Annotated in this window: 15 protein-coding genes; 2 read left to right on the forward strand and 13 right to left on the reverse strand. The window is 71.9% G+C overall.

The window, feature by feature from the left end; all coding sequences use genetic code 11:
• Window positions 1-161 precede the first annotated feature (161 nt).
• Window positions 162-1,400: a fumarylacetoacetase gene (gene fahA / locus CUT44_RS22405; protein ID WP_100203735.1), complete on the forward strand. Its 1,239-nt coding sequence runs from the start codon at window positions 162-164 to the stop codon at window positions 1,398-1,400.
• 150 nt (window positions 1,401-1,550) lie between these two features.
• Entirely contained in the window at window positions 1,551-2,069 is a 519-nt protein-coding gene (locus CUT44_RS22410; protein WP_100203736.1) for a hypothetical protein, read from the forward strand.
• A gap of 120 nt (window positions 2,070-2,189) precedes the next feature.
• Here the strand turns inward: CUT44_RS22410 and nuoN are convergent, their stop codons facing one another.
• Genes nuoN through CUT44_RS22475 form a run of 13 tightly spaced genes read right to left on the reverse strand, consistent with a single transcriptional unit; the run spans window position 2,190 to window position 18,206 of the window.
• Window positions 2,190-3,836, reverse strand: coding sequence for an NADH-quinone oxidoreductase subunit NuoN (gene nuoN, locus CUT44_RS22415; protein WP_100203737.1), 1,647 nt, complete (start codon window positions 3,834-3,836; stop codon window positions 2,190-2,192).
• Window positions 3,833-5,443, reverse strand: coding sequence for an NADH-quinone oxidoreductase subunit M (locus tag CUT44_RS22420; RefSeq protein WP_100203738.1), 1,611 nt, complete (start codon window positions 5,441-5,443; stop codon window positions 3,833-3,835). The genes nuoN and CUT44_RS22420 overlap by 4 nt, the downstream gene beginning before the upstream one ends.
• Window positions 5,444-5,447: 4 nt before the next feature.
• Window positions 5,448-7,394, reverse strand: a complete 1,947-nt coding sequence (nuoL, locus tag CUT44_RS22425; RefSeq protein WP_100203739.1) for an NADH-quinone oxidoreductase subunit L — start codon at window positions 7,392-7,394, stop codon at window positions 5,448-5,450.
• Window positions 7,395-7,407: 13 nt separating this feature from the next.
• Window positions 7,408-7,707, reverse strand: coding sequence for an NADH-quinone oxidoreductase subunit NuoK (gene nuoK, locus CUT44_RS22430; protein ID WP_100203740.1), 300 nt, complete (start codon window positions 7,705-7,707; stop codon window positions 7,408-7,410).
• Window positions 7,704-8,681, reverse strand: a complete 978-nt coding sequence (locus CUT44_RS22435) for an NADH-quinone oxidoreductase subunit J (protein ID WP_408646775.1) — start codon at window positions 8,679-8,681, stop codon at window positions 7,704-7,706. The genes nuoK and CUT44_RS22435 overlap by 4 nt, the downstream gene beginning before the upstream one ends.
• Before the next feature lie 14 nt (window positions 8,682-8,695).
• Window positions 8,696-9,328 carry an NADH-quinone oxidoreductase subunit NuoI gene (gene nuoI / locus CUT44_RS22440; protein ID WP_100203742.1) on the reverse strand — a complete coding sequence of 211 codons (633 nt, stop codon included), beginning with the start codon at window positions 9,326-9,328 and terminating at the stop codon, window positions 8,696-8,698.
• Window positions 9,321-10,733, reverse strand: a complete 1,413-nt coding sequence (gene nuoH / locus CUT44_RS22445; protein WP_100203743.1) for an NADH-quinone oxidoreductase subunit NuoH — start codon at window positions 10,731-10,733, stop codon at window positions 9,321-9,323. Before nuoH ends, nuoI begins: the two co-directional genes overlap by 8 nt.
• On the reverse strand, window positions 10,730-13,336 hold the full coding sequence (locus CUT44_RS22450) for an NADH-quinone oxidoreductase subunit G (RefSeq protein WP_100203744.1): 2,607 nt from the start codon (window positions 13,334-13,336) through the stop codon (window positions 10,730-10,732). Before CUT44_RS22450 ends, nuoH begins: the two co-directional genes overlap by 4 nt.
• Window positions 13,333-14,706, reverse strand: a complete 1,374-nt coding sequence (nuoF, locus tag CUT44_RS22455; RefSeq protein ID WP_100203745.1) for an NADH-quinone oxidoreductase subunit NuoF — start codon at window positions 14,704-14,706, stop codon at window positions 13,333-13,335. The genes CUT44_RS22450 and nuoF overlap by 4 nt, the downstream gene beginning before the upstream one ends.
• Complete coding sequence (gene nuoE / locus CUT44_RS22460) at window positions 14,703-15,593, reverse strand: NADH-quinone oxidoreductase subunit NuoE (protein ID WP_100203746.1); 891 nt, start codon at window positions 15,591-15,593, stop codon at window positions 14,703-14,705. Before nuoE ends, nuoF begins: the two co-directional genes overlap by 4 nt.
• Window positions 15,590-16,939, reverse strand: coding sequence for an NADH-quinone oxidoreductase subunit D (locus CUT44_RS22465; RefSeq protein ID WP_100203747.1), 1,350 nt, complete (start codon window positions 16,937-16,939; stop codon window positions 15,590-15,592). Before CUT44_RS22465 ends, nuoE begins: the two co-directional genes overlap by 4 nt.
• Window positions 16,939-17,655, reverse strand: coding sequence for an NADH-quinone oxidoreductase subunit C (locus tag CUT44_RS22470; RefSeq protein WP_100203748.1), 717 nt, complete (start codon window positions 17,653-17,655; stop codon window positions 16,939-16,941). The genes CUT44_RS22465 and CUT44_RS22470 overlap by 1 nt, the downstream gene beginning before the upstream one ends.
• Window positions 17,652-18,206 carry a NuoB/complex I 20 kDa subunit family protein gene (locus tag CUT44_RS22475; protein WP_100203749.1) on the reverse strand — a complete coding sequence of 185 codons (555 nt, stop codon included), beginning with the start codon at window positions 18,204-18,206 and terminating at the stop codon, window positions 17,652-17,654. Before CUT44_RS22475 ends, CUT44_RS22470 begins: the two co-directional genes overlap by 4 nt.
• Window positions 18,207-18,212: the final 6 nt, after the last annotated feature.

Genomic DNA, 18,212 nt, shown 5'->3' on the forward strand with positions numbered 1-18,212 from the left:
AACCGGTCCCGGGGCGATCACCGCCGCCGCGTACCCCGGTATCGCCGCCCCTTGGAACCGCGGCCGCGCCGTACCGCGGGCCGCTTCTTCCGGAGATCACCACCGCGTAGCCTGATCGCGCCCCTGACCGGCGACAACCTCGAAGGCGAGGCACCTCACCCATGTCCGAAGCACACTCCGAGCCGCACCCGCTCACGCTGCCCGAGGACGACCTCTTCGGTCCGGACAACCTGCCCTACGGCGTCTTCACCACCGAGGACGACCAGGACCTGCGCCGGATCGGCGTCCGCTACGGCGGGTACGTCCTGGACGCGGGCGCGGTGGCGGACGCCGCCGGCTCGCCCCACGCCGGGCTGCTCCAGCGGCCGAACCTGAACCCGCTGATGGCGGCGGGCCGCCCGGTCTGGCAGGCGGTACGGGCCGAGCTGCGCTCGTGGCTGACCGACCCGGCGCACGCCGACGTCCTGACCCACAACCTGATCCGGATCGAGGACGTCACCCTCCACCTGCCCTTCGAGGTGGCCGACTACGTCGACTTCTACGCCAGCGAGCACCACGCCTCCAACGTCGGGCGGATGTTCCGCCCGGACGGCGAGCCGCTCACCCCGAACTGGAAGCACCTGCCGATCGGCTACCACGGCCGCGCCGGCACGGTCGTGGTCTCCGGCACCCCCGTCGTCCGCCCGCGGGGCCAGCGCAGGGCCCCCGGCGAGACCTCCCCCGTCTTCGGCCCGACCCGCCGGCTGGACATCGAGGCCGAGGTCGGCTTCGTCGTCGGTACGCCCTCCCGGCTCGGCGAACCGGTGCCGCAGTCCGCCCTGCGGGAGCATGTCTTCGGCGTCTGCCTGCTCAACGACTGGTCGGCGCGCGACATCCAGGCCTGGGAGTACGTTCCGCTGGGCCCCTTCCTGGGGAAGTCCTTCGCGACCTCCGTCTCCGCCTGGATCACCCCGCTCGACGCCCTCGACGCCGCCCGCACCGAGCCGCCCGGGCGCTCCCACCCGCTGCTGGACTACCTGGACGACTCCGCCGCCGCTGAGCCCTGCGGGCTGGATCTGCGGCTCTCCGTCGCCCTCAACGGGCACACCGTCGCCGAGCCCCCGTTCTCCGCCATGTACTGGACGGCCGCCCAGCAGCTCGCCCATCTGACCGTGGGCGGCGCCTCGCTGCGCACCGGCGACCTCTTCGCCTCCGGCACGGTCAGCGGCCCCGAGCCCCACCAGCGCGGCTGTCTGCTGGAGCTGACCTGGTCCGGCCGCGACCCGCTCGGTCTGCCCGGCGGAGAGCGCACCTTCCTGGCGGACGGCGACGAGGTGGTCATCACCGCCTGGGCGCCGGGTCCCGGGGGCTCCCGCATCGGTCTGGGCGAGGTGTCCGGCCGCGTCCACCCGGCGCGCTGACCGGCTCGCACCGGCCCGGCCGCCGCCGTTCCGGCCACCGCCTGACGGGCCGCGGCGGCGGGACACCCGTACGGCGTGGGCCCCGGCCGCCGCGGCCCGACCCCCTGCTAGCTTGGCGTGTACTTGTATGCCGCATGGAGGGGGGACGAGGTGCGGACATCGGCACGGTGCGCGGGAGCGGCCGCCGTCCTGGCCGCGGCGCTGCTGGCCGGGGGCTGCTCGGGCGGTGGCGACAGCGGCTCCGGCGAGCCGGAGAGGAGCCCGACGGCCCGGGAGTCCACCGGCCCCACCGCGGACGGCGGCGAGCCGACGGCGGACAGCGGCGGGGTGAACGGCAACTGGACCACCACCAGCGGCTCGGACGCCCTGGTGCTGAGCGTCGGCGACGGTCAGGCCGCCCTGCTCGGCCGGTCGACCTGCACGGGTCCGGTGGACACCGGAGCCGACCCGGTGACCTTCACGCTCACCTGCGCCGACGGCGACGAGGAGCGCACCAGGGGAACGGTGGAGAGCGCCGACGGCCGGAAGCTGGAGATCGCCTGGGAGTCGGGCACCACCGACACCTTCACCAGGGTCGAGATCCCCACCGAACTCCCCACCGGCACCGGCGACCTGCCGAGCACCCTGCCGTCCGACCTCGGCGAGCTCGGCGGCCTCCCCACGGAGTGACCCGCGTACCGCGGGCGGCACCACGAACGGCACCACGAACGGCGGCGGCCGCCCGGCGATGTGCCGGGCGGCCGCCGCCGTCCACACGTGTCCGCGCGGCGGTACGCCGCACGGACACGCTCAGCGCACGAACACCCCCGCCTGGGAGGCCAGGTCCAGGAAGTACTGCGGAGCCACCCCCAGGATCAGCGTGACCAGCACCCCGACGGCGATCGCCGTGGAGGTCAGCGCGCTGGGCACGGCCACCGACGGCCCGCCCACCTGCGGTTCGCTGAAGAACATCAGGACGATGACGCGGATGTAGAAGAAGGCCGCGATGGCCGAGGCGATCACACCGATGACCACCAGCGCCCCCGCGCCGCCCTCCGCCGCCGCCTTGAAGACCGCGAACTTGCCCGTGAAGCCGGAGGTCATCGGGATGCCCGCGAAGGCCAGCAGGAAGACCGCGAAGACCGCGGCCACCAGCGGCGAACGCCGCCCCAGTCCCGCCCACTTGGACAGGTGCGTGGCCTCGCCGCCCGCGTCCCGCACCAGCGTCACCACGGCGAAGGCGCCGAGCGTGACGAAGGAGTAGGCCCCCAGGTAGAACAGCACCGAGGAGATCCCCTCGGGCGTCGCCGCGATCACACCGGCGAGGATGAAACCCGCGTGCGCGATCGAGGAGTACGCCAGCAGCCGCTTGACGTCGGTCTGGGTGATGGCGATGACCGCGCCGGCCAGCATCGACACGATCGCCACCCCCCACAGCACCGGCCGCCAGTCCCAGGTGAGGCCCGGCAGGACGACGTACAGCAGCCGCAGCAGGGCGCCGAAGGCGGCGACCTTGGTGGCGGCGGCCATGAAGCCCGTGACGGGGGTGGGGGCGCCCTGGTAGACGTCCGGCGTCCACATGTGGAACGGCACGGCGCCGACCTTGAACAGCAGCCCCATCAGCAGCAGCGCCCCGCCCAGCAGGAGCAGCACGTCGTTGCCGGAGGTGGCGGCCAGCGCCTCGGTCGTCTCGGTATTGGTGTTGGCGACGACCTCGGCGATGCCCGCGTACTTCACGGTGCCCGCGTAGCCGTACAGCAGCGCGACGCCGAACAGCAGGAAGGCGGAGGAGAAGGCACCGAGCAGGAAGTACTTCAGCGCGGCCTCCTGCGACATCAGCCGCTTGCGGCGGGCCAGCGCGCACAGCACGTACAGCGGCAGCGAGAAGACCTCGAGGGCGATGAAGAGGGTCAGCAGGTCGTTGGCCGCCGGGAAGACCAGCATGCCGCCGACCGCGAAGAGCAGCAGCGGGTAGACCTCGGTGGTGGTGAACCCGGCCTGCACCGCCGCCCGCTCGCCCGCGCCGCCGGGTACGGCGGCGCCCTCGGCCGCGAAGGAGTCCACGTGCCGGCCGTGGGCCCGCGGGTCGAGCCGCCGCTCGGCGAAGACGAACAGCGACACCAGCGACACCAGCAGGATCACGCCCTGCAGGAAGAGCGCCGGGCCGTCCACGGCGAGGGCGCCCATCGCGACCAGGCCCGCCTCGGTGGTGGCGTGTCCGGTGGCGGCCAGTGCGACCACCGCCGCGAAGGCCGACGCCAGGGCCAGCCCGGCCAGCAGGGCCTGGGCGGCGTACCGGCCGCGGCGCGGCACGAACGCCTCGAACAGGACGCCCACGACGGCGGCGCCCAGGACGATCAGCACCGGCGCGAGCTGCCCGTACTCGATGTCGGGCGCCGGAACGGGCGTCACTTCCTGCGCCCGCAGGGTGAGTTCCGTGAGTTGTGTGGTGCTCACTTCGCGGCCTCCACCTCGGGTACGGACACATCGGGCTCGGGATCGGTCTGCCGCACGTCGGAGAGCGTGTGCTCGACCGCCGGGTTGACGATGTCGGTCAGCGGCTTCGGGAAGATCCCGAGGAAGAGCAGCAGGGCGATCAGCGGCGCCACCACCGCCAGTTCACGCTTGCGCAGGTCGGGCAGGTGCTCGACCCCGGCCTTCACCGGTCCGGTCATCGTCCGCTGGTACAGCACCAGGACGTACAGCGCCGCCAGGACGATGCCGGAGGTGGCCACGATGCCGGCGGCCGGATAGCGGGTGTAGGTGCCCACCAGCACCAGGAACTCACTGACGAACGGCGCCAGGCCGGGCAGCGACAGGGTGGCCAGTCCGCCGACCAGGAAGGTGCCGGCCAGCACCGGGGCGACCTTCTGCACCCCGCCGTAGTCGGCGATCAGGCGCGAGCCGCGGCGCGAGATCAGGAAGCCGGCCACCAGCATCAGGGCGGCCGTGGCGATCCCGTGGTTGACCATGTAGAGCGTCGCCCCGCTCTGGCCCTGGCTGGTCATCGCGAAGATGCCCAGCACGATGAAGCCGAAGTGGGAGATCGACGCGTAGGCGATCAGCCGCTTGATGTCGCGCTGGCCGATGGCCAGCAGCGCACCGTAGACGATGCTGACCAGCGCCAGCACGATGACCACCGGGGTGGCCCACTCACTGGCCCCGGGGAAGAGCCCCAGGCAGAAGCGGAGCATCGCGAAAGTGCCCACCTTGTCGACGATCGCCGTGATGAGGACGGCGACCGGGGCGGTGGACTCGCCCATGGCGTTCGGCAGCCAGGTGTGCAGCGGCCACAGCGGCGCCTTGACCGCGAAGGCGAGGAAGAAGCCGAGGAAGAGCAGCCGCTCGGTGTTCTCGGCCATCGTCAGCTCACCGGAGGCGCGGGCCTCGGTGATCGCCTGGAGCGAGAAGGTGCCCTCGCCGAGCTGGTCGGCGGTGACGGCGTAGAGGCCGATCACCGCGGCGAGCATGACCAGGCCGCCGGCCAGGTTGTAGAGCAGGAACTTCACGGCGGCGTAGGAGCGCTGCTTGGCCGTCTCCTCCTCGCCGTGCTGCCCGGCCCGGTCCCCGAAGCCGCCGATGAGGAAGTACATCGGGATGAGCATGGCTTCGAAGAAGATGTAGAAGAGGAAGACGTCGGTGGCCTCGAAGGAGATGATCACCATCGCCTCGACGGCCAGGATCAGCGCGAAGAAGCCCTGGGTGGGCCGCCACCGGCGGTTGCCCTTCTCACCTTCGGGGAGGTCGGCGTCGTGCCAGCCGGCCAGGATCACGAACGGGACGAGCACGGCGGTCAGCGCGATCAGGGCGACCGCGATGCCGTCCACGCCCAGTTCGTAGCGGACGCCGAAGTCCGGGATCCAGGAGTGCGACTCGGTGAGCTGGTAGCGGTCGCCGCCGGGGTCGAAGCGGAAGGCCACGGTCCCGGCGAGGACCAGGGTCGCCAGGGAGACGGCCAGCGCCAGCCACTTGGCCGCGGTCCGCCGGGTGGCGGGTACGGCGGCGGTGGCGATCGCGCCGATGGCGGGCAGCGCGGCCGTTGCCGTCAGCAGGGGAAATGACATGGGATCAGACCGCCCTCATCAGCAGGGTCGCGGCGAGGAGGACCGCCGCACCGCCGAACATCGAGACCGCGTAACTGCGGGCGTAGCCGTTCTGGAGCCGCCGGGTGCGGCCGGACAGCCCGCCGAACGCGGCGGCGGTGCCGTTGACGACACCGTCGACCACCTTGTGGTCGAGGTAGACCAGCCCACGGGTGAGGTACTCGCCGGGCTTGACCAGCGCCACATGGTTGAAGTCGTCCTGGAGCAGGTCGCGGCGGGCGGCCCGGGTGAGCAGGGAGCCGCGCGGCGCGACGGCGGGGACGGACCGGCGGCCGTACTGCAGCCAGGCCAGTCCGGCGCCGGCGAGCAGGGCGACGACCGTGGCGGTGGTGACCGCCAGGGCGCTGATCGGCGGGTGGCCGTGCTCGTAGGCGGTGACCGGCTCCAGCCAGTGGGCGAAGGACTCGCCCCAGCTGAACAGGCCGCCCGCGAAGACCGAGCCGAAGGCCAGGACGATCATCGGGATCGTCATCGACCTCGGCGACTCGTGCGGGTGCGGCGGCTCGTACGTGCCGCCGGTCTGCGCGGCGGGCTCGACGTCCGGCTCCCTGGGCGAGGGGGTGGGCGCGTTGCGCCAGCGCTCCTCGCCGAAGAAGGTCATCAGCATGATGCGCGTCATGTAGAACGCGGTGATGGCCGCGCCCAGCAGGGCCGCGCCGCCGAGGATCCAGCCCTCGGTGCCGCCCTTGGCGAAGGCCGCCTCGATGATCTTGTCCTTGGAGAAGAAGCCGGACAGTCCGGGGAAGCCGATGATCGCCAGGTAGCCCAGGCCGAAGGTGACGAACGTGACCGGCATGTACTTGCGCAGCCCGCCGTAGCGGCGCATGTCGACCTCGTCGTTCATGCCGTGCATCACCGAGCCGGCCCCGAGGAAGAGCCCGGCCTTGAAGAAGCCGTGGGTGACCAGGTGCATGATCGCGAAGACGTAGCCGATGGGGCCGAGCCCGGCGGCCAGGACCATGTAGCCGATCTGCGACATCGTCGAGCCGGCCAGGGCCTTCTTGATGTCGTCCTTGGCGCAACCGACGATCGCACCGAACAGCAGCGTGACCGTGCCGACGACGACCACGGTGGTCTGCGCGGCGGGCGCCGCCTCGAAGACCGCGCCGGAGCGGACGATGAGGTAGACGCCGGCGGTGACCATCGTCGCGGCGTGGATGAGGGCGGAGACCGGGGTCGGGCCCTCCATCGCGTCACCGAGCCAGGACTGCAGCGGCACCTGCGCCGACTTGCCGCAGGCGGCCAGCAGCAGCATCAGGCCGATGGCGGTGGCCGTGCCCTCGCCCGCCGCCTCCACCGACCCCAGGACCGGGCCGAAGGCGAAGGTCCCGAAGGTGGCGAACATGATCATGATGGCGATCGACAGGCCGAGGTCGCCGACCCGGTTGACGATGAACGCCTTCTTCGCCGCCGTCGCCGCGCTGGGCTTGTGCTGCCAGAAGCCGATCAGCAGGTAGGAGGCCAGGCCCACGCCCTCCCAGCCGGCGTACAGCAGCAGGTAGTTGTCGGCGAGCACCAGCAGGAGCATCGCCGCGAGGAACAGGTTGAGGTAGCCGAAGAAGCGGCGCCGCCGCTCGTCGTGCTCCATGTAGCCGATCGAGTAGACGTGGATCAGGGTGCCCACGCCGGTGATCAGCAGGACGAACGTCATGGACAGCTGGTCGAGCTGGAAGGCGACGTCCGCCTGGAAGCCGCCGACCGGTACCCAGCTGAACAGGTGCTGGTGCATGGCCCGCTCGTCGGTCTCGCGGCCGAGCATGTCGGCGAAGAGCACCGCGCCGACCACGAAGGAGGCCGCGGCGAGCGCCGTGCCGATCCAGTGGCCGGCGCGGTCCAGCCGCCGGCCGCCGCACAGCAGCACGGCCGCGCCCAGCAGTGGCGCCGCGACGAGCAGTCCGATCAAAGTCTCCACTGTTCGCTACCCCTTACAGCTTCATCAGGCTGGCGTCGTCGACCGAGGCCGAGTGACGGGAGCGGAAGATCGTCACGATGATCGCCAGCCCGACCACGACCTCGGCGGCCGCGACGACCATCGTGAAGAACGCGATGATCTGGCCGTCGAGGTTGCCGTGGATGCGGGAGAAGGCGACGAGCACGAGGTTCGCCGCGTTCAGCATCAGCTCGACGCTCATGAACACGACGATCGCGTTCCGCCGCAGCAGCACTCCGGAGGCCCCGATGGTGAACAGCAGGGCGGCCAGGTAGAGGTAGTTGACCGGGTTCACTTGGCGGCCTCCCTGTCTCCGTCGCGGTCTCCGTCGCGGTCTCCGCCGCCGGTGCTGCCGGCACTGCCGCCACTGTCGGCCTTGCCGGTGCTGTCGGCCAGGTCCGCGTCGCCGGCCGCCTCGGCGGTGTCCGGGGAGTCGTCCGAGACGTCCTCGCGCACATCGGCCGCCGGCCGTACGGCCTGCCGCGGCCGGCGTCCCAGGTGCTCCTCGGTGCGCCGCTCCAGCGCCGCCAGGTCGGCCAGCGCCTGCCGGGAGACGTCCCGGACCTGGCCGCGGCCGCGCAGCGTCGGGTTGACGGTCAGCTCGGACGGGGTGCCGTCCGGCAGCAGGCCGGGGATGTCCACGGCGTTGTGCCGGGCGTACACGCCGGGCGCGGGCAGCGGCGGCAGGTGCTCGCCCTCGCGGACGCGCTGCTCGGCCAGCTCGCGCTGGGTCATCCGGCGCTCGGTGCGCTCGCGGTGGGTGAGCACCATGGCGGCGACGGCCGCGGTGACCAGGAGCGCGCCGGTGATCTCGAAGGCGAACACGTAGTCGCTGAACAGCAGCCGGGCCAGGCCCTGGACGTTGCCGCCGGAGTTGGCGGCGGCCAGGCCCTCGAAGGAGCCGACCGTGGCGTTGCCGATCCCGCCGACCAGCAGCAGGCCGAAGCCGAGGCCGCACAGGACCACCAGCCAGCGCTGCCCCTTGATCGTCTCGCGCCGGGTGTCGGCGGCGGTGACGCCGACGAGCATCAGCACGAACAGGAAGAGCATCATGACCGCGCCGGTGTAGACGACGATCTGCACGATGCCCAGGAAGTACGCGCCGTTGGCCAGGTAGAACACCGCAAGGATGATCATGGTCCCGGCCAGGCAGAGCGCCGAGTGCACCGCCCGGCGCATCAGGACCGTCCCGAGCGCGCCCAGTACCGCGACGGTGCCCAGGATCCAGAACTGCACCGCCTCGCCGGTGGAGGTGGTGGTGGCGGCCAGCAGGGTGTCGGGGGTCACTTCTCGGTCACCGCCTCGGATGCCGGTTCCTGCGCCCCGAACGTCCTGGCGGCGGCCTGCGGGGGCTCGTTGCCGGTGTTCCCCGAGCTCGAGCGGGCCTCCTGCCGGACCGTGCCGGGTGCCGCCTCGGTCACCAGGCCGCGGTAGTAGTCCTTCTCCGTGGTGCCCGGGTGGATCGGGTGCGGGGTGTCGACCATCCCGTCCTGCAGCCCCACGAGCAGCTCCTCCTTGGTGTAGATGAGCGACTCGCGGGACCGGTCGGCCAGTTCGTACTCGTTGGTCATGGTCAGCGCCCGGGTGGGGCACGCCTCGACGCACAGGCCGCACAGGATGCAGCGCAGGTAGTTGATCTGGTAGACGCGGCCGTAGCGCTCGCCAGGCGAGTAGCGCTCCTCGTCGGTGTTGTCCGCGCCCTCCACGTAGATCGCGTCCGCCGGGCAGGCCCAGGCGCACAGCTCGCAGCCGATGCACTTCTCCAGCCCGTCCGGGTGCCGGTTGAGCTGGTGGCGGCCGTGGAAGCGCGGCGCGGTGGGCTTCTTCTCCTCGGGGTACTGCTCGGTGAGCCGCTTCTTGAACATGGCCTTGAAGGTCACGCCGAAGCCGGCCACCGGGTTGTCGAACTCAGGCATCGTCGGCCTCCCTGGCCTTGCCGGTCTCGCTGGACTCGCCGTCCCCACCGGCCGCCACCGAAGCGGTCTCCCGCTCGTGGCGCGACCGCCGGCGCGGTACGGGCGGCAGGGTCTGGCCCGGCAGCGGCGGCACGGGGTAGCCGCCCGCCGTCGGGTCGAAGACGGGTTCGGACTCGGCCGCCGTGCGGCTCTCCTCCGCCCGGCGTTCCTTCCGCTCGCGGAGCGCGTCGTAGAGGAACGACAGCACCACCAGCACCAGGCCCACGCCGGCGACCCAGATCAGGATGTCGGCGAAGTCGTGGCCCTCGTTGCGCAGCGCCCGCACGGTCGCCACCAGCATCAGCCAGACCATCGCGACCGGGATGAGGACCTTCCAGCCCAGCCGCATGAACTGGTCGTAGCGCACCCGCGGGAGCGTGCCGCGCAGCCAGACGAAGAGGAACAGCAGCAGGTTGATCTTGATGATGAACCACAGCAGCGGCCACCAGCCGTGGTTGGCGCCCTCCCAGTAGGTGCTGATCGGCGCCGGGGCGCGCCAGCCGCCCAGGAAGAGGGTGACCGCCAGGGCCGAGACGGTGACCATGTGGACGTACTCGGCGAGCATGAACAGCGCGAACTTGATCGACGAGTACTCGGTGTTGAAGCCGCCGACCAGGTCGCCCTCGGACTCGGGCATGTCGAAGGGCGCGCGGTGCGCCTCACCGACCATCGAGACCATGTAGATGATGAACGAGACCGGCAGCAGCACCGCGAACCAGGTGTCGGCCTGCGCCCCGACGATCGTCGAGGTGGACATCGAGCCGGAGTACAGGAAGACCGCGGCGAAGCTGAGGCCCATCGCGACCTCGTAGGAGATCACCTGCGCGGTCGCCCGCACCCCGCCGAGCAGCGGGTAGGTCGAGCCCGAGGACCAGCCGGCCAGCACCGTGCCGTAGGCGGCGATGGAGGCGGTGGCCAGGATGTACAGGATCGCCACCGGCAGGTCGGTGAGCTGCATGGCGGTACGGGTGCCGAAGATCGACACCTCGTTGCCGGGCGGGCCGAAGGGGATCACCGCGATGGCCATGAAGGCCGGGATGATGCCGACGATGGGCGCCAGGATGTAGACGGCCTTGTCGGCGGCGGTGACGTTGACGTCCTCCTTGAGCATCAGCTTCACACCGTCGGCCAGCGACTGGAGCATGCCCCAGGGGCCGTGCCGGTTGGGACCGACGCGCAGCTGCATCCAGGCGACGACCTTGCGCTCCATCACGATGGAGATCAGCACGGTCAGCATCAGGAACGCGAAGCAGAAGACCGCCTTGATCCCGATCAGCCACCAGGGATCGGTGCCGAACATCGACAGGTCCTCCTGGGCGAGGACCGTGTCGGCGGCCGACACGACGGCGACGGACGAGCCCGTCATGCCTGCACCCCCTTCGTCTCGTCGCCGGCCTCCGGGGCCGCCGAAGCCGTTCCGTCGGCCACCACTGTCCGGTCGGCCGTTCCACCGGCCGCCGACAGCCGCACCAGCCGGCCGGGCACGGTGCCCAGGTCACGGTAGGCGCCCCGGCCCACCGAGTTGAGCGGCAGCCACACCACCCGGTCGGGCATCGGCGTGACCGCCAGCGGCAGGGTCACCGTCCCGGCGGGGCCGGTGACGGTCAGCGGCTCGCCGTCGGCGACCCCCACCTCGGCGGCCGTGGCGGCCGACAGCCGGGCGACGGCGGCGTGCCGGGTGCCGGCGAGCGCCTCGTCGCCGTCCTGGAGCCGTCCCCGGTCGAGCAGCAGCCGGTGTCCGGCGAGGACCGCCTCCCCGGCGGCGGGCCGCGGGGTCTGCCGCGCCGTCTCCCGGACGGTCTCCTCCGGTGCGGCGGCGCGCGGGCCGTCCCACACGCCCAGCCGCTCCAGCTCGGCGCGGACGGTCCGCACGTCGGGCAGGCCGAGGTGGACGTCGAGGGCGTCGGCCAGCATGTGCAGGACGCGGGCGTCGGCCGGGACGCTGCGGCGGGTGAGCTGGTCGGGCTTGATCGCGGCCTCGAACGGCCGGCCGCGGCCCTCCCAGTTGAGGAAGGTGCCCGCCTTCTCCACCACCGCGGCGACGGGGAGGACCACGTCGGCCCGCTCGGTGACCTCGGAGGGCCGCTGCTCCAGGCTGACCAGGAAGCCCACCTTCGCCAGCGCCTCGGCGGCCCGGGCCGGGTCGGGCAGGTCGGCGGGTTCCACCCCGGCGACCAGCAGGGCGCCGAGTTCGCCGGTGGCGGCGGCCTCGACGATCTGCCCGGTGTCGCGGCCGGTCCCGTCCGGCAGGTCGGCCACGCCCCAGACGGCGGCGGTCTCGGCGCGGGCCCGCGGGTCGGCGGCCGGCCGGCCGCCGGGCAGCAGCGTGGGCAGCGCGCCGGCCTCGACCGCGCCACGCTCACCGGCCCGGCGCGGGATCCACACCAGCCGCGCGCCGACGGCGGTGGCGGCCCGCAGCGCGGCGGTGAACCCGCCGGGCACGGCGGCCAGCCGCTCGCCGACGACGATCACCGAGCCCTCGGCGCGCAGCGCCTCGGCGGCCGTACGGCCCCGCTCGTCGAGCCCGACGCCACCGGCCAGCGCGTCCAGCCACTCGGTCTCGGTGTGCGGCGCGGCGGGCAGCAGGGTGCCACCGGCCTTCTCCAGGCCGCGGGTGGCGTGGGTGGCCAGCGAGAAGACCCGCTGGCCGTGCCCGCGGTGCGCCTTGCGCAGCCGCAGGAAGACGCCGGGGGCCTCCTCCTCGGCCTCGAAGCCGACCAGCAGCACCGCCGGGGCCTGCTCCAGCGCGGTGTACGTGACGCCGGTGCCGTCCAGGTCCCGGCCGCGTCCGGCGACGTGGGCGGCGAGGAAGGCGGCCTCCTCCGGGCTGTGCACCCGGGCCCGGAAGTCGATGTCGTTGGTGCGCAGGGCGACCCGCGCGAACTTGGCGTACGCGTAGGCGTCCTCCACCGTCAGCCGCCCGCCGGTGAGCACCCCGACCCGTCCCCGGGCCGCGGCCAGCCCCTTCGCGGCGGCCTCCAGTGCCTCCGGCCAGCTCGCGGGCGCCAGCTCACCGGTGTCCGCGTCGCGCACCAGCGGGTGGGTGAGCCGGTCGCGCTGCTGGGCGTAGCGGAAGGCGAAGCGGCCCTTGTCGCACATCCACTCCTCGTTGACCTCGGGGTCGTCGGCGGCCAGCCGCCGCATGACCTTGCCGCGCCGGTGGTCGGTGCGGGTGGCGCAGCCGCCGGCGCAGTGCTCGCACACGCTCGGCGAGGAGACCAGGTCGAAGGGGCGGGAGCGGAACCGGTAGGCGGCCGAGGTGAGCGCGCCGACCGGGCAGATCTGGATGGTGTTGCCGGAGAAGTACGACTCGAAGGGCGGTCCCTCCCCGGTGCCGACCTGCTGGAGGGCGCCGCGCTCCAGCATCTCGATCATCGGGTCGCCCGCGATCTGGTTGGAGAAGCGGGTGCAGCGGGCGCACAGCACGCAGCGCTCGCGGTCCAGCAGCACCTGCGCGGACAGCGCCACGGGCTTCTCGAAGGTGCGCTTGCGGCCCTCGAAGCGGCCGTCGGGCTGCTCGTGGGAGAAGCGGCTGTCGCCCTGCCCGTGGGACATGGCCTGGTTCTGCAGGGGGCACTCGCCGCCCTTGTCGCAGACCGGGCAGTCCAGCGGGTGGTTGATCAGCAGCAGCTCCATCACGCCGCGCTGGGCCTTCTCGGCCACCGGCGAGGTCAGGTGCGTCTTCACGACCATGCCGTCGGTGCAGGTGATCGTGCAGGAGGCCATGGGCTTGCGCTGGCCCTCGACCTCGACGATGCACTGGCGGCAGGCGCCGGCCGGGTCCAGCAGCGGGTGGTCGCAGAAGCGCGGGATCTCGATGCCGAGCAGTTCGGCGGCGCGGATGACCAGGGTGCCCTTGGGCACGCTGATCTCGATGCCGTCGATCGTCAGCGAGACCAGGTCCTCGGCGTTCTCGGGCGGCTTGGCCTCCCCGCCGCCGGAGGTCCTGGCGTCAGTGGTGACGGTCACGCGTTCACCTCCAGGTGTGCGGTGGTGTCATCGGCCCACAGGGTCGACTTGGCCGGGTCGAAGGGACAGCCGCGCCCGGTGACGTGCTGCTCGTACTCCTCGCGGAAGTACTTCAGGGAGGAGAAGATCGGGCTGGCCGCGCCGTCGCCGAGGGCGCAGAACGCCTTGCCGTTGATGTTGTCGGCGATGTCGTTGATCTTGTCCAGGTCGGACATCACCGCCTTGCCGCCCTCGATGTCGCGCATGAGCTGGACCAGCCAGTACGTGCCCTCGCGGCAGGGAGTGCACTTGCCGCAGGACTCGTGGGCGTAGAACTCCGTCCAGCGGGTCACCGCGCGGACCACGCAGGTGGTCTCGTCGAAGCACTGGAGCGCCTTGGTGCCCAGCATCGAGCCGGCGGCGCCCACGCCCTCGTAGTCCAGCGGGACGTCGAGGTGCTCGTCGGTCAGCAGCGGGGTGGAGGAGCCGCCCGGGGTCCAGAACTTCAGCCGGTGGCCGGGCCGCATGCCGCCGCTCATGTCGAGCAGCTGGCGCAGCGTGATGCCCAGCGGGGCCTCGTACTGGCCGGGGTTGGCGACATGGCCGCTGAGCGAGTACAGCGTGAAGCCCGGGGACTTCTCGCTGCCCATCGAGCGGAACCACTCCTTGCCCTTGTTGAGGATCGCGGGAACCGAGGCGATGGACTCGACGTTGTTGACGACGGTGGGGCTGGCGTACAGACCGGCGACGGCCGGGAAGGGCGGGCGCAGCCGCGGCTGGCCGCGCCGCCCCTCCAGCGAGTCCAGGAGGGCGGTCTCCTCGCCGCAGATGTACGCGCCCGCGCCCGCGTGCACGGTCAGCTCCACGTCCAGGCCGGAGCCGAGGACGTCCTTGCCGAGGTAGCCCGCCGCGTACGCCTCGCGCACGGCCTCGTGGAGGCGCCGCAGCACGGGGACGACCTCGCCGCGCAGGTAGACGAAGGCGTGGTTCGAGCGGATCGCGTGGCAGGCGATCACGATGCCCTCGATCAGCGAGTGCGGGTTGGAGTACAGCAGGGGGATGTCCTTGCAGGTGCCCGGCTCGGACTCGTCGGCGTTGACCACCAGGTAGTGGGGCTTGCCGTCGCCCTGCGGGATGAACTGCCACTTCATGCCCGTGGGGAAGCCCGCGCCGCCGCGGCCGCGCAGCCCGGAGTCCTTGACGTACGCGATGACGTCGTCGGGCGGCATGGCCAGGGCCTTGCGCAGCCCCTCGTAGCCCTCGTGGGCCAGATAGGCGTCCAGCGTCCAGGAGTCCGGCCGGTCCCAGAAGGCCGAGAGCACCGGTGACAGCAGCTTCTCCGCCGAGGTCTCCGCCGAGGCGTCCGCCTGCCGTGCGGCTTGTTCGGTCATCGGTCGCCCTCCTTGCTCACCGGACCGGTCGGGTTCTCGGGGTCCGAGGCGGCGGTCTTCCGCGGCGCGTCGTGGGAGCTGGGGTGCGGGTCGGGCGCCTCGCCGGTCTCGGTCGTGGGCTGCCCCTGCTCCGCGGCGGCCGGAAGGCCCTCGCCGCCGCGCGGCGAGACGACCTTCCGTCCGGTCGCCGCCGGGCCCGTCCCGGACCGCGCCGCCTCGCCCCTGGCCAGCCTCAGCCCGATCAGCGAGGCCTCCCCGGCCTCGCCCTCGGCCGCGCCGGGGCGCTCGTCAGGGAAGCCGGCGAGGATGCGCGCGGTCTCCTTGAAGGTGCACAGCGGGGCGCCGCGGGTGGGCCGCACCTCGCGTCCGGCGCGCAGGTCGTCCACCATCTTCTTCGCGCTGTCGGGTGTCTGGTTGTCGAAGAACTCCCAGTTGACCATCACCACGGGCGCGAAGTCGCAGGCCGCGTTGCACTCGATGTGCTCCAGGGTGATCTTTCCGTCCCCGGTGGTCTCCTGGTTGCCGACGCCCAGGTGCTCCTGGAGCGCCTCGAAGATGGCGTCGCCGCCCATCACCGCGCACAGGGTGTTGGTGCACACCCCGACCTGGTAGTCGCCCGACGGCTTGCGCCGGTACATGCTGTAGAAGGTGGCCACCGCGCTGACCTCGGCCGTGTTCAGGTCGAGCACCTCGGCGCAGAACCGCACTCCGGTGGGGGTGACGTGCCCCTCCTCCGACTGCACCAGGTGCAGCAGCGGCAGCAGCGCGGAGCGGCTGCCGGGGTAGCGGGCGATGATCTCCTTGGCGTCCGCCTCCAGCCGGGCGCGCACCTCGGCCGGGTAGTCGGGGGCGGGCAGCTGGGGCATCCCGAGCGATACGTCTGTCACCGGTCGACGCCTCCCATCACGGGGTCGATGGACGCGACGGCGACGATGACGTCGGCGACCTGGCCGCCCTCGCACATCGCCGCCATCGTCTGCAGGTTGGTGAAGGACGGGTCGCGGAAGTGGACCCGGAACGGCCGGGTCCCGCCGTCGCTGACCGCGTGCACGCCCAGCTCGCCCTTGGCGGACTCCACGGCGGTGTACACCTGGCCGGGCGGCACCCGGAATCCCTCGGTCACCAGCTTGAAGTGGTGGATCAGGGCCTCCATCGAGGTGCCCATGATGTTCTTGATGTGGTCCAGCGAGTTGCCGAGCCCGTCCTGGCCGATCGCGAGCTGCGCGGGCCAGGCGATCTTCCGGTCCTCGACCATCACCGGGCCGGGTTCGGCGAGCCGGTCGATGCACTGCTCGACGATCCGCAGCGACTGGCGCATCTCCTCCAGCCGGATCAGGAAGCGGCCGTAGGAGTCGCAGGTGGTCTCGGTGGGGACCTCGAAGTCGTAGGTCTCGTAGCCGCAGTACGGCTGCGCCTTGCGCAGGTCGTACGGGAGCCCGGTGGAGCGCAGGATGGGGCCGGTGGCGCCCAGCGCCATGCAGCCCGCCAGGTCGAGGTAGCCGACGTCCTTGAGCCGGGCCTGGAAGACGGGGTTGCCGGTGCAGAGCTTGTCGTACTCCGGCAGGTTCTTCCGCATCTTCTTCACGAACTCGCGCAGCGCGTCCAGCGAGCCGGCCGGCAGGTCCTGGGAGAGGCCGCCGGGGCGGATGTAGGCGTGGTTCATCCGCAGGCCGGTGATGAGCTCGAAGAGGTCCAGGACCAGTTCGCGGTCCCGGAAGCCGTAGATCATCACCGTGGTGGCGCCCAGCTCCATGCCGCCGGTGGCGATGGCCACCATGTGGGAGGAGATCCGGTTGAGCTCCATCATCAGCACGCGGATGACGTTGGCCCGGTCGGGCACCTGGTCCTCGATGCCCAGCAGCCGCTCCACCGCCATGCAGTACGCCGTCTCGTTGAAGAACGGCGTGAGGTAGTCCATGCGCGTCACGAAGGTCGTGCCCTGCGTCCAGTTGCGGTACTCGAGGTTCTTCTCGATACCGGTGTGCAGGTAGCCGATGCCGCAGCGGGCCTCGGTGACCGTCTCGCCGTCGATCTCCAGGATGAGCCGGAGCACGCCGTGCGTGGACGGGTGCTGCGGGCCCATGTTGACGATGATCTTCTCGTCGTCGCCGCCGGAGACCGCGGCGGCGACCTCGTCCCAGTCTCCGCCGGTGACGGTGTAGACGGTGCCCTCGGTGGTCTCGCGGGTGTCCGCGGCCGCGGTGGCGTGCGGGGTGGTGTGCGAGGTGCTCATCAGCTGTACGACCTCCGCTGGTCGGGAGCCGGGATCTGGGCGCCCTTGTACTCGACGGGGATGCCACCCAGGGGGTAGTCCTTGCGCTGCGGGAAGCCCTGCCAGTCGTCGGGCATCATGATCCGCGTGAGCGCCGGGTGGCCGTCGAAGACCAGGCCGAAGAAGTCGTAGGTCTCGCGCTCGTGCCAGTCGTTGGTGGGGTAGACCGAGACGATCGACGGGATGTGCGGATCGCTGTCCGGAGCGCTGACGTCCAGCCGGACGAGCCGGTTGTGGGTGAGCGAGCGCAGGTGGTAGACGGCGTGCAGCTCCCGGCCCTCGTCGCCGGGGTAGTGGACGCCGCTGACGCCGGTGCACATCTCGAAGCGCAGCGCGGGGTCGTCGCGCAGGATGCGGGCGGTGGCCGGCAGGTGCTCGCGGGCGATGTGGAAGGTGAGTTCGCCGCGGTCCACGACCGTCTTCTCGATCACCTCCTCCGGCACCAGGCCCTGCTCCTCCAGGGCGCCCTCCAGCTCGTCGGCCACCTCGTCGAACCAACCGCCGTACGGTCGGCTCGACGCGCCCGGCAGCCGCACGGTGCGCACCAGGCCGCCGTAGCCGGAGGTGTCGCCGCCCTCCTTGGCGCCGAACATGCCCCGGCGTACGTCGATGACCTCGCCGGAGTCGTCGCGCGGCGCGGGGACGGCGCCGCTGCCGCCTGCCTGTGCGTCGCTCATCGCAGCAGCCCCTTCATCTCGATCGTCGGAAGCGCCTTGAGCGCGGCCTCCTCCGCCTCGCGGGCGGCCTGCTCCCGGTTGACCCCGAGCTTCTCCTCGCGGATCTTCTCGTGGAGCTTGAGGATCGCGTCCAGCAGCATCTCGGGACGCGGCGGGCAGCCGGGCAGGTAGATGTCGACCGGCACGATGTGGTCGACGCCCTGCACGATCGCGTAGTTGTTGAACATGCCGCCCGAGGAGGCGCACACGCCCATGGAGATGACCCACTTCGGATTCGGCATCTGGTCGTAGACCTGCCGCAGCACCGGCGCCATCTTCTGGCTGACCCGGCCGGCCACGATCATCAGGTCGGCCTGGCGCGGCGAGCCGCGGAAGACCTCCATGCCGAAGCGCGCCAGGTCGTAGCGGCCGGCGCCGGTGGTCATCATCTCGATGGCGCAGCAGGCCAGTCCGAAGGTCGCCGGGAAGACGGACGACTTGCGGACCCAGCCCGCGGCCTGCTCGACGGTGGTCAGCAGGAAGCCGCTCGGCAGTTTCTCTTCGATACCCATGTGTAC

Source organism: Streptomyces carminius (genome assembly GCF_002794255.1).
In the GTDB taxonomy this organism is placed as follows: domain Bacteria; phylum Actinomycetota; class Actinomycetes; order Streptomycetales; family Streptomycetaceae; genus Streptomyces; species Streptomyces carminius.

Coding starts and splice junctions, on each gene's coding strand:
- fahA (WP_100203735.1), top strand. CDS start 162: ATGTCCGAAGCACACTCCGAGCCGCACCCGCTCACGCTGCCCGAGGAC.
- CUT44_RS22420 (WP_100203738.1), bottom strand. CDS start 5,443: ATGTCATTTCCCCTGCTGACGGCAACGGCCGCGCTGCCCGCCATCGGC.
- nuoI (WP_100203742.1), bottom strand. CDS start 9,328: ATGCCTGAGTTCGACAACCCGGTGGCCGGCTTCGGCGTGACCTTCAAG.
- nuoH (WP_100203743.1), bottom strand. CDS start 10,733: ATGACGGGCTCGTCCGTCGCCGTCGTGTCGGCCGCCGACACGGTCCTC.
- nuoF (WP_100203745.1), bottom strand. CDS start 14,706: ATGACCGAACAAGCCGCACGGCAGGCGGACGCCTCGGCGGAGACCTCG.
- CUT44_RS22465 (WP_100203747.1), bottom strand. CDS start 16,939: ATGAGCACCTCGCACACCACCCCGCACGCCACCGCGGCCGCGGACACC.
- CUT44_RS22470 (WP_100203748.1), bottom strand. CDS start 17,655: ATGAGCGACGCACAGGCAGGCGGCAGCGGCGCCGTCCCCGCGCCGCGC.
- CUT44_RS22475 (WP_100203749.1), bottom strand. CDS start 18,206: ATGGGTATCGAAGAGAAACTGCCGAGCGGCTTCCTGCTGACCACCGTC.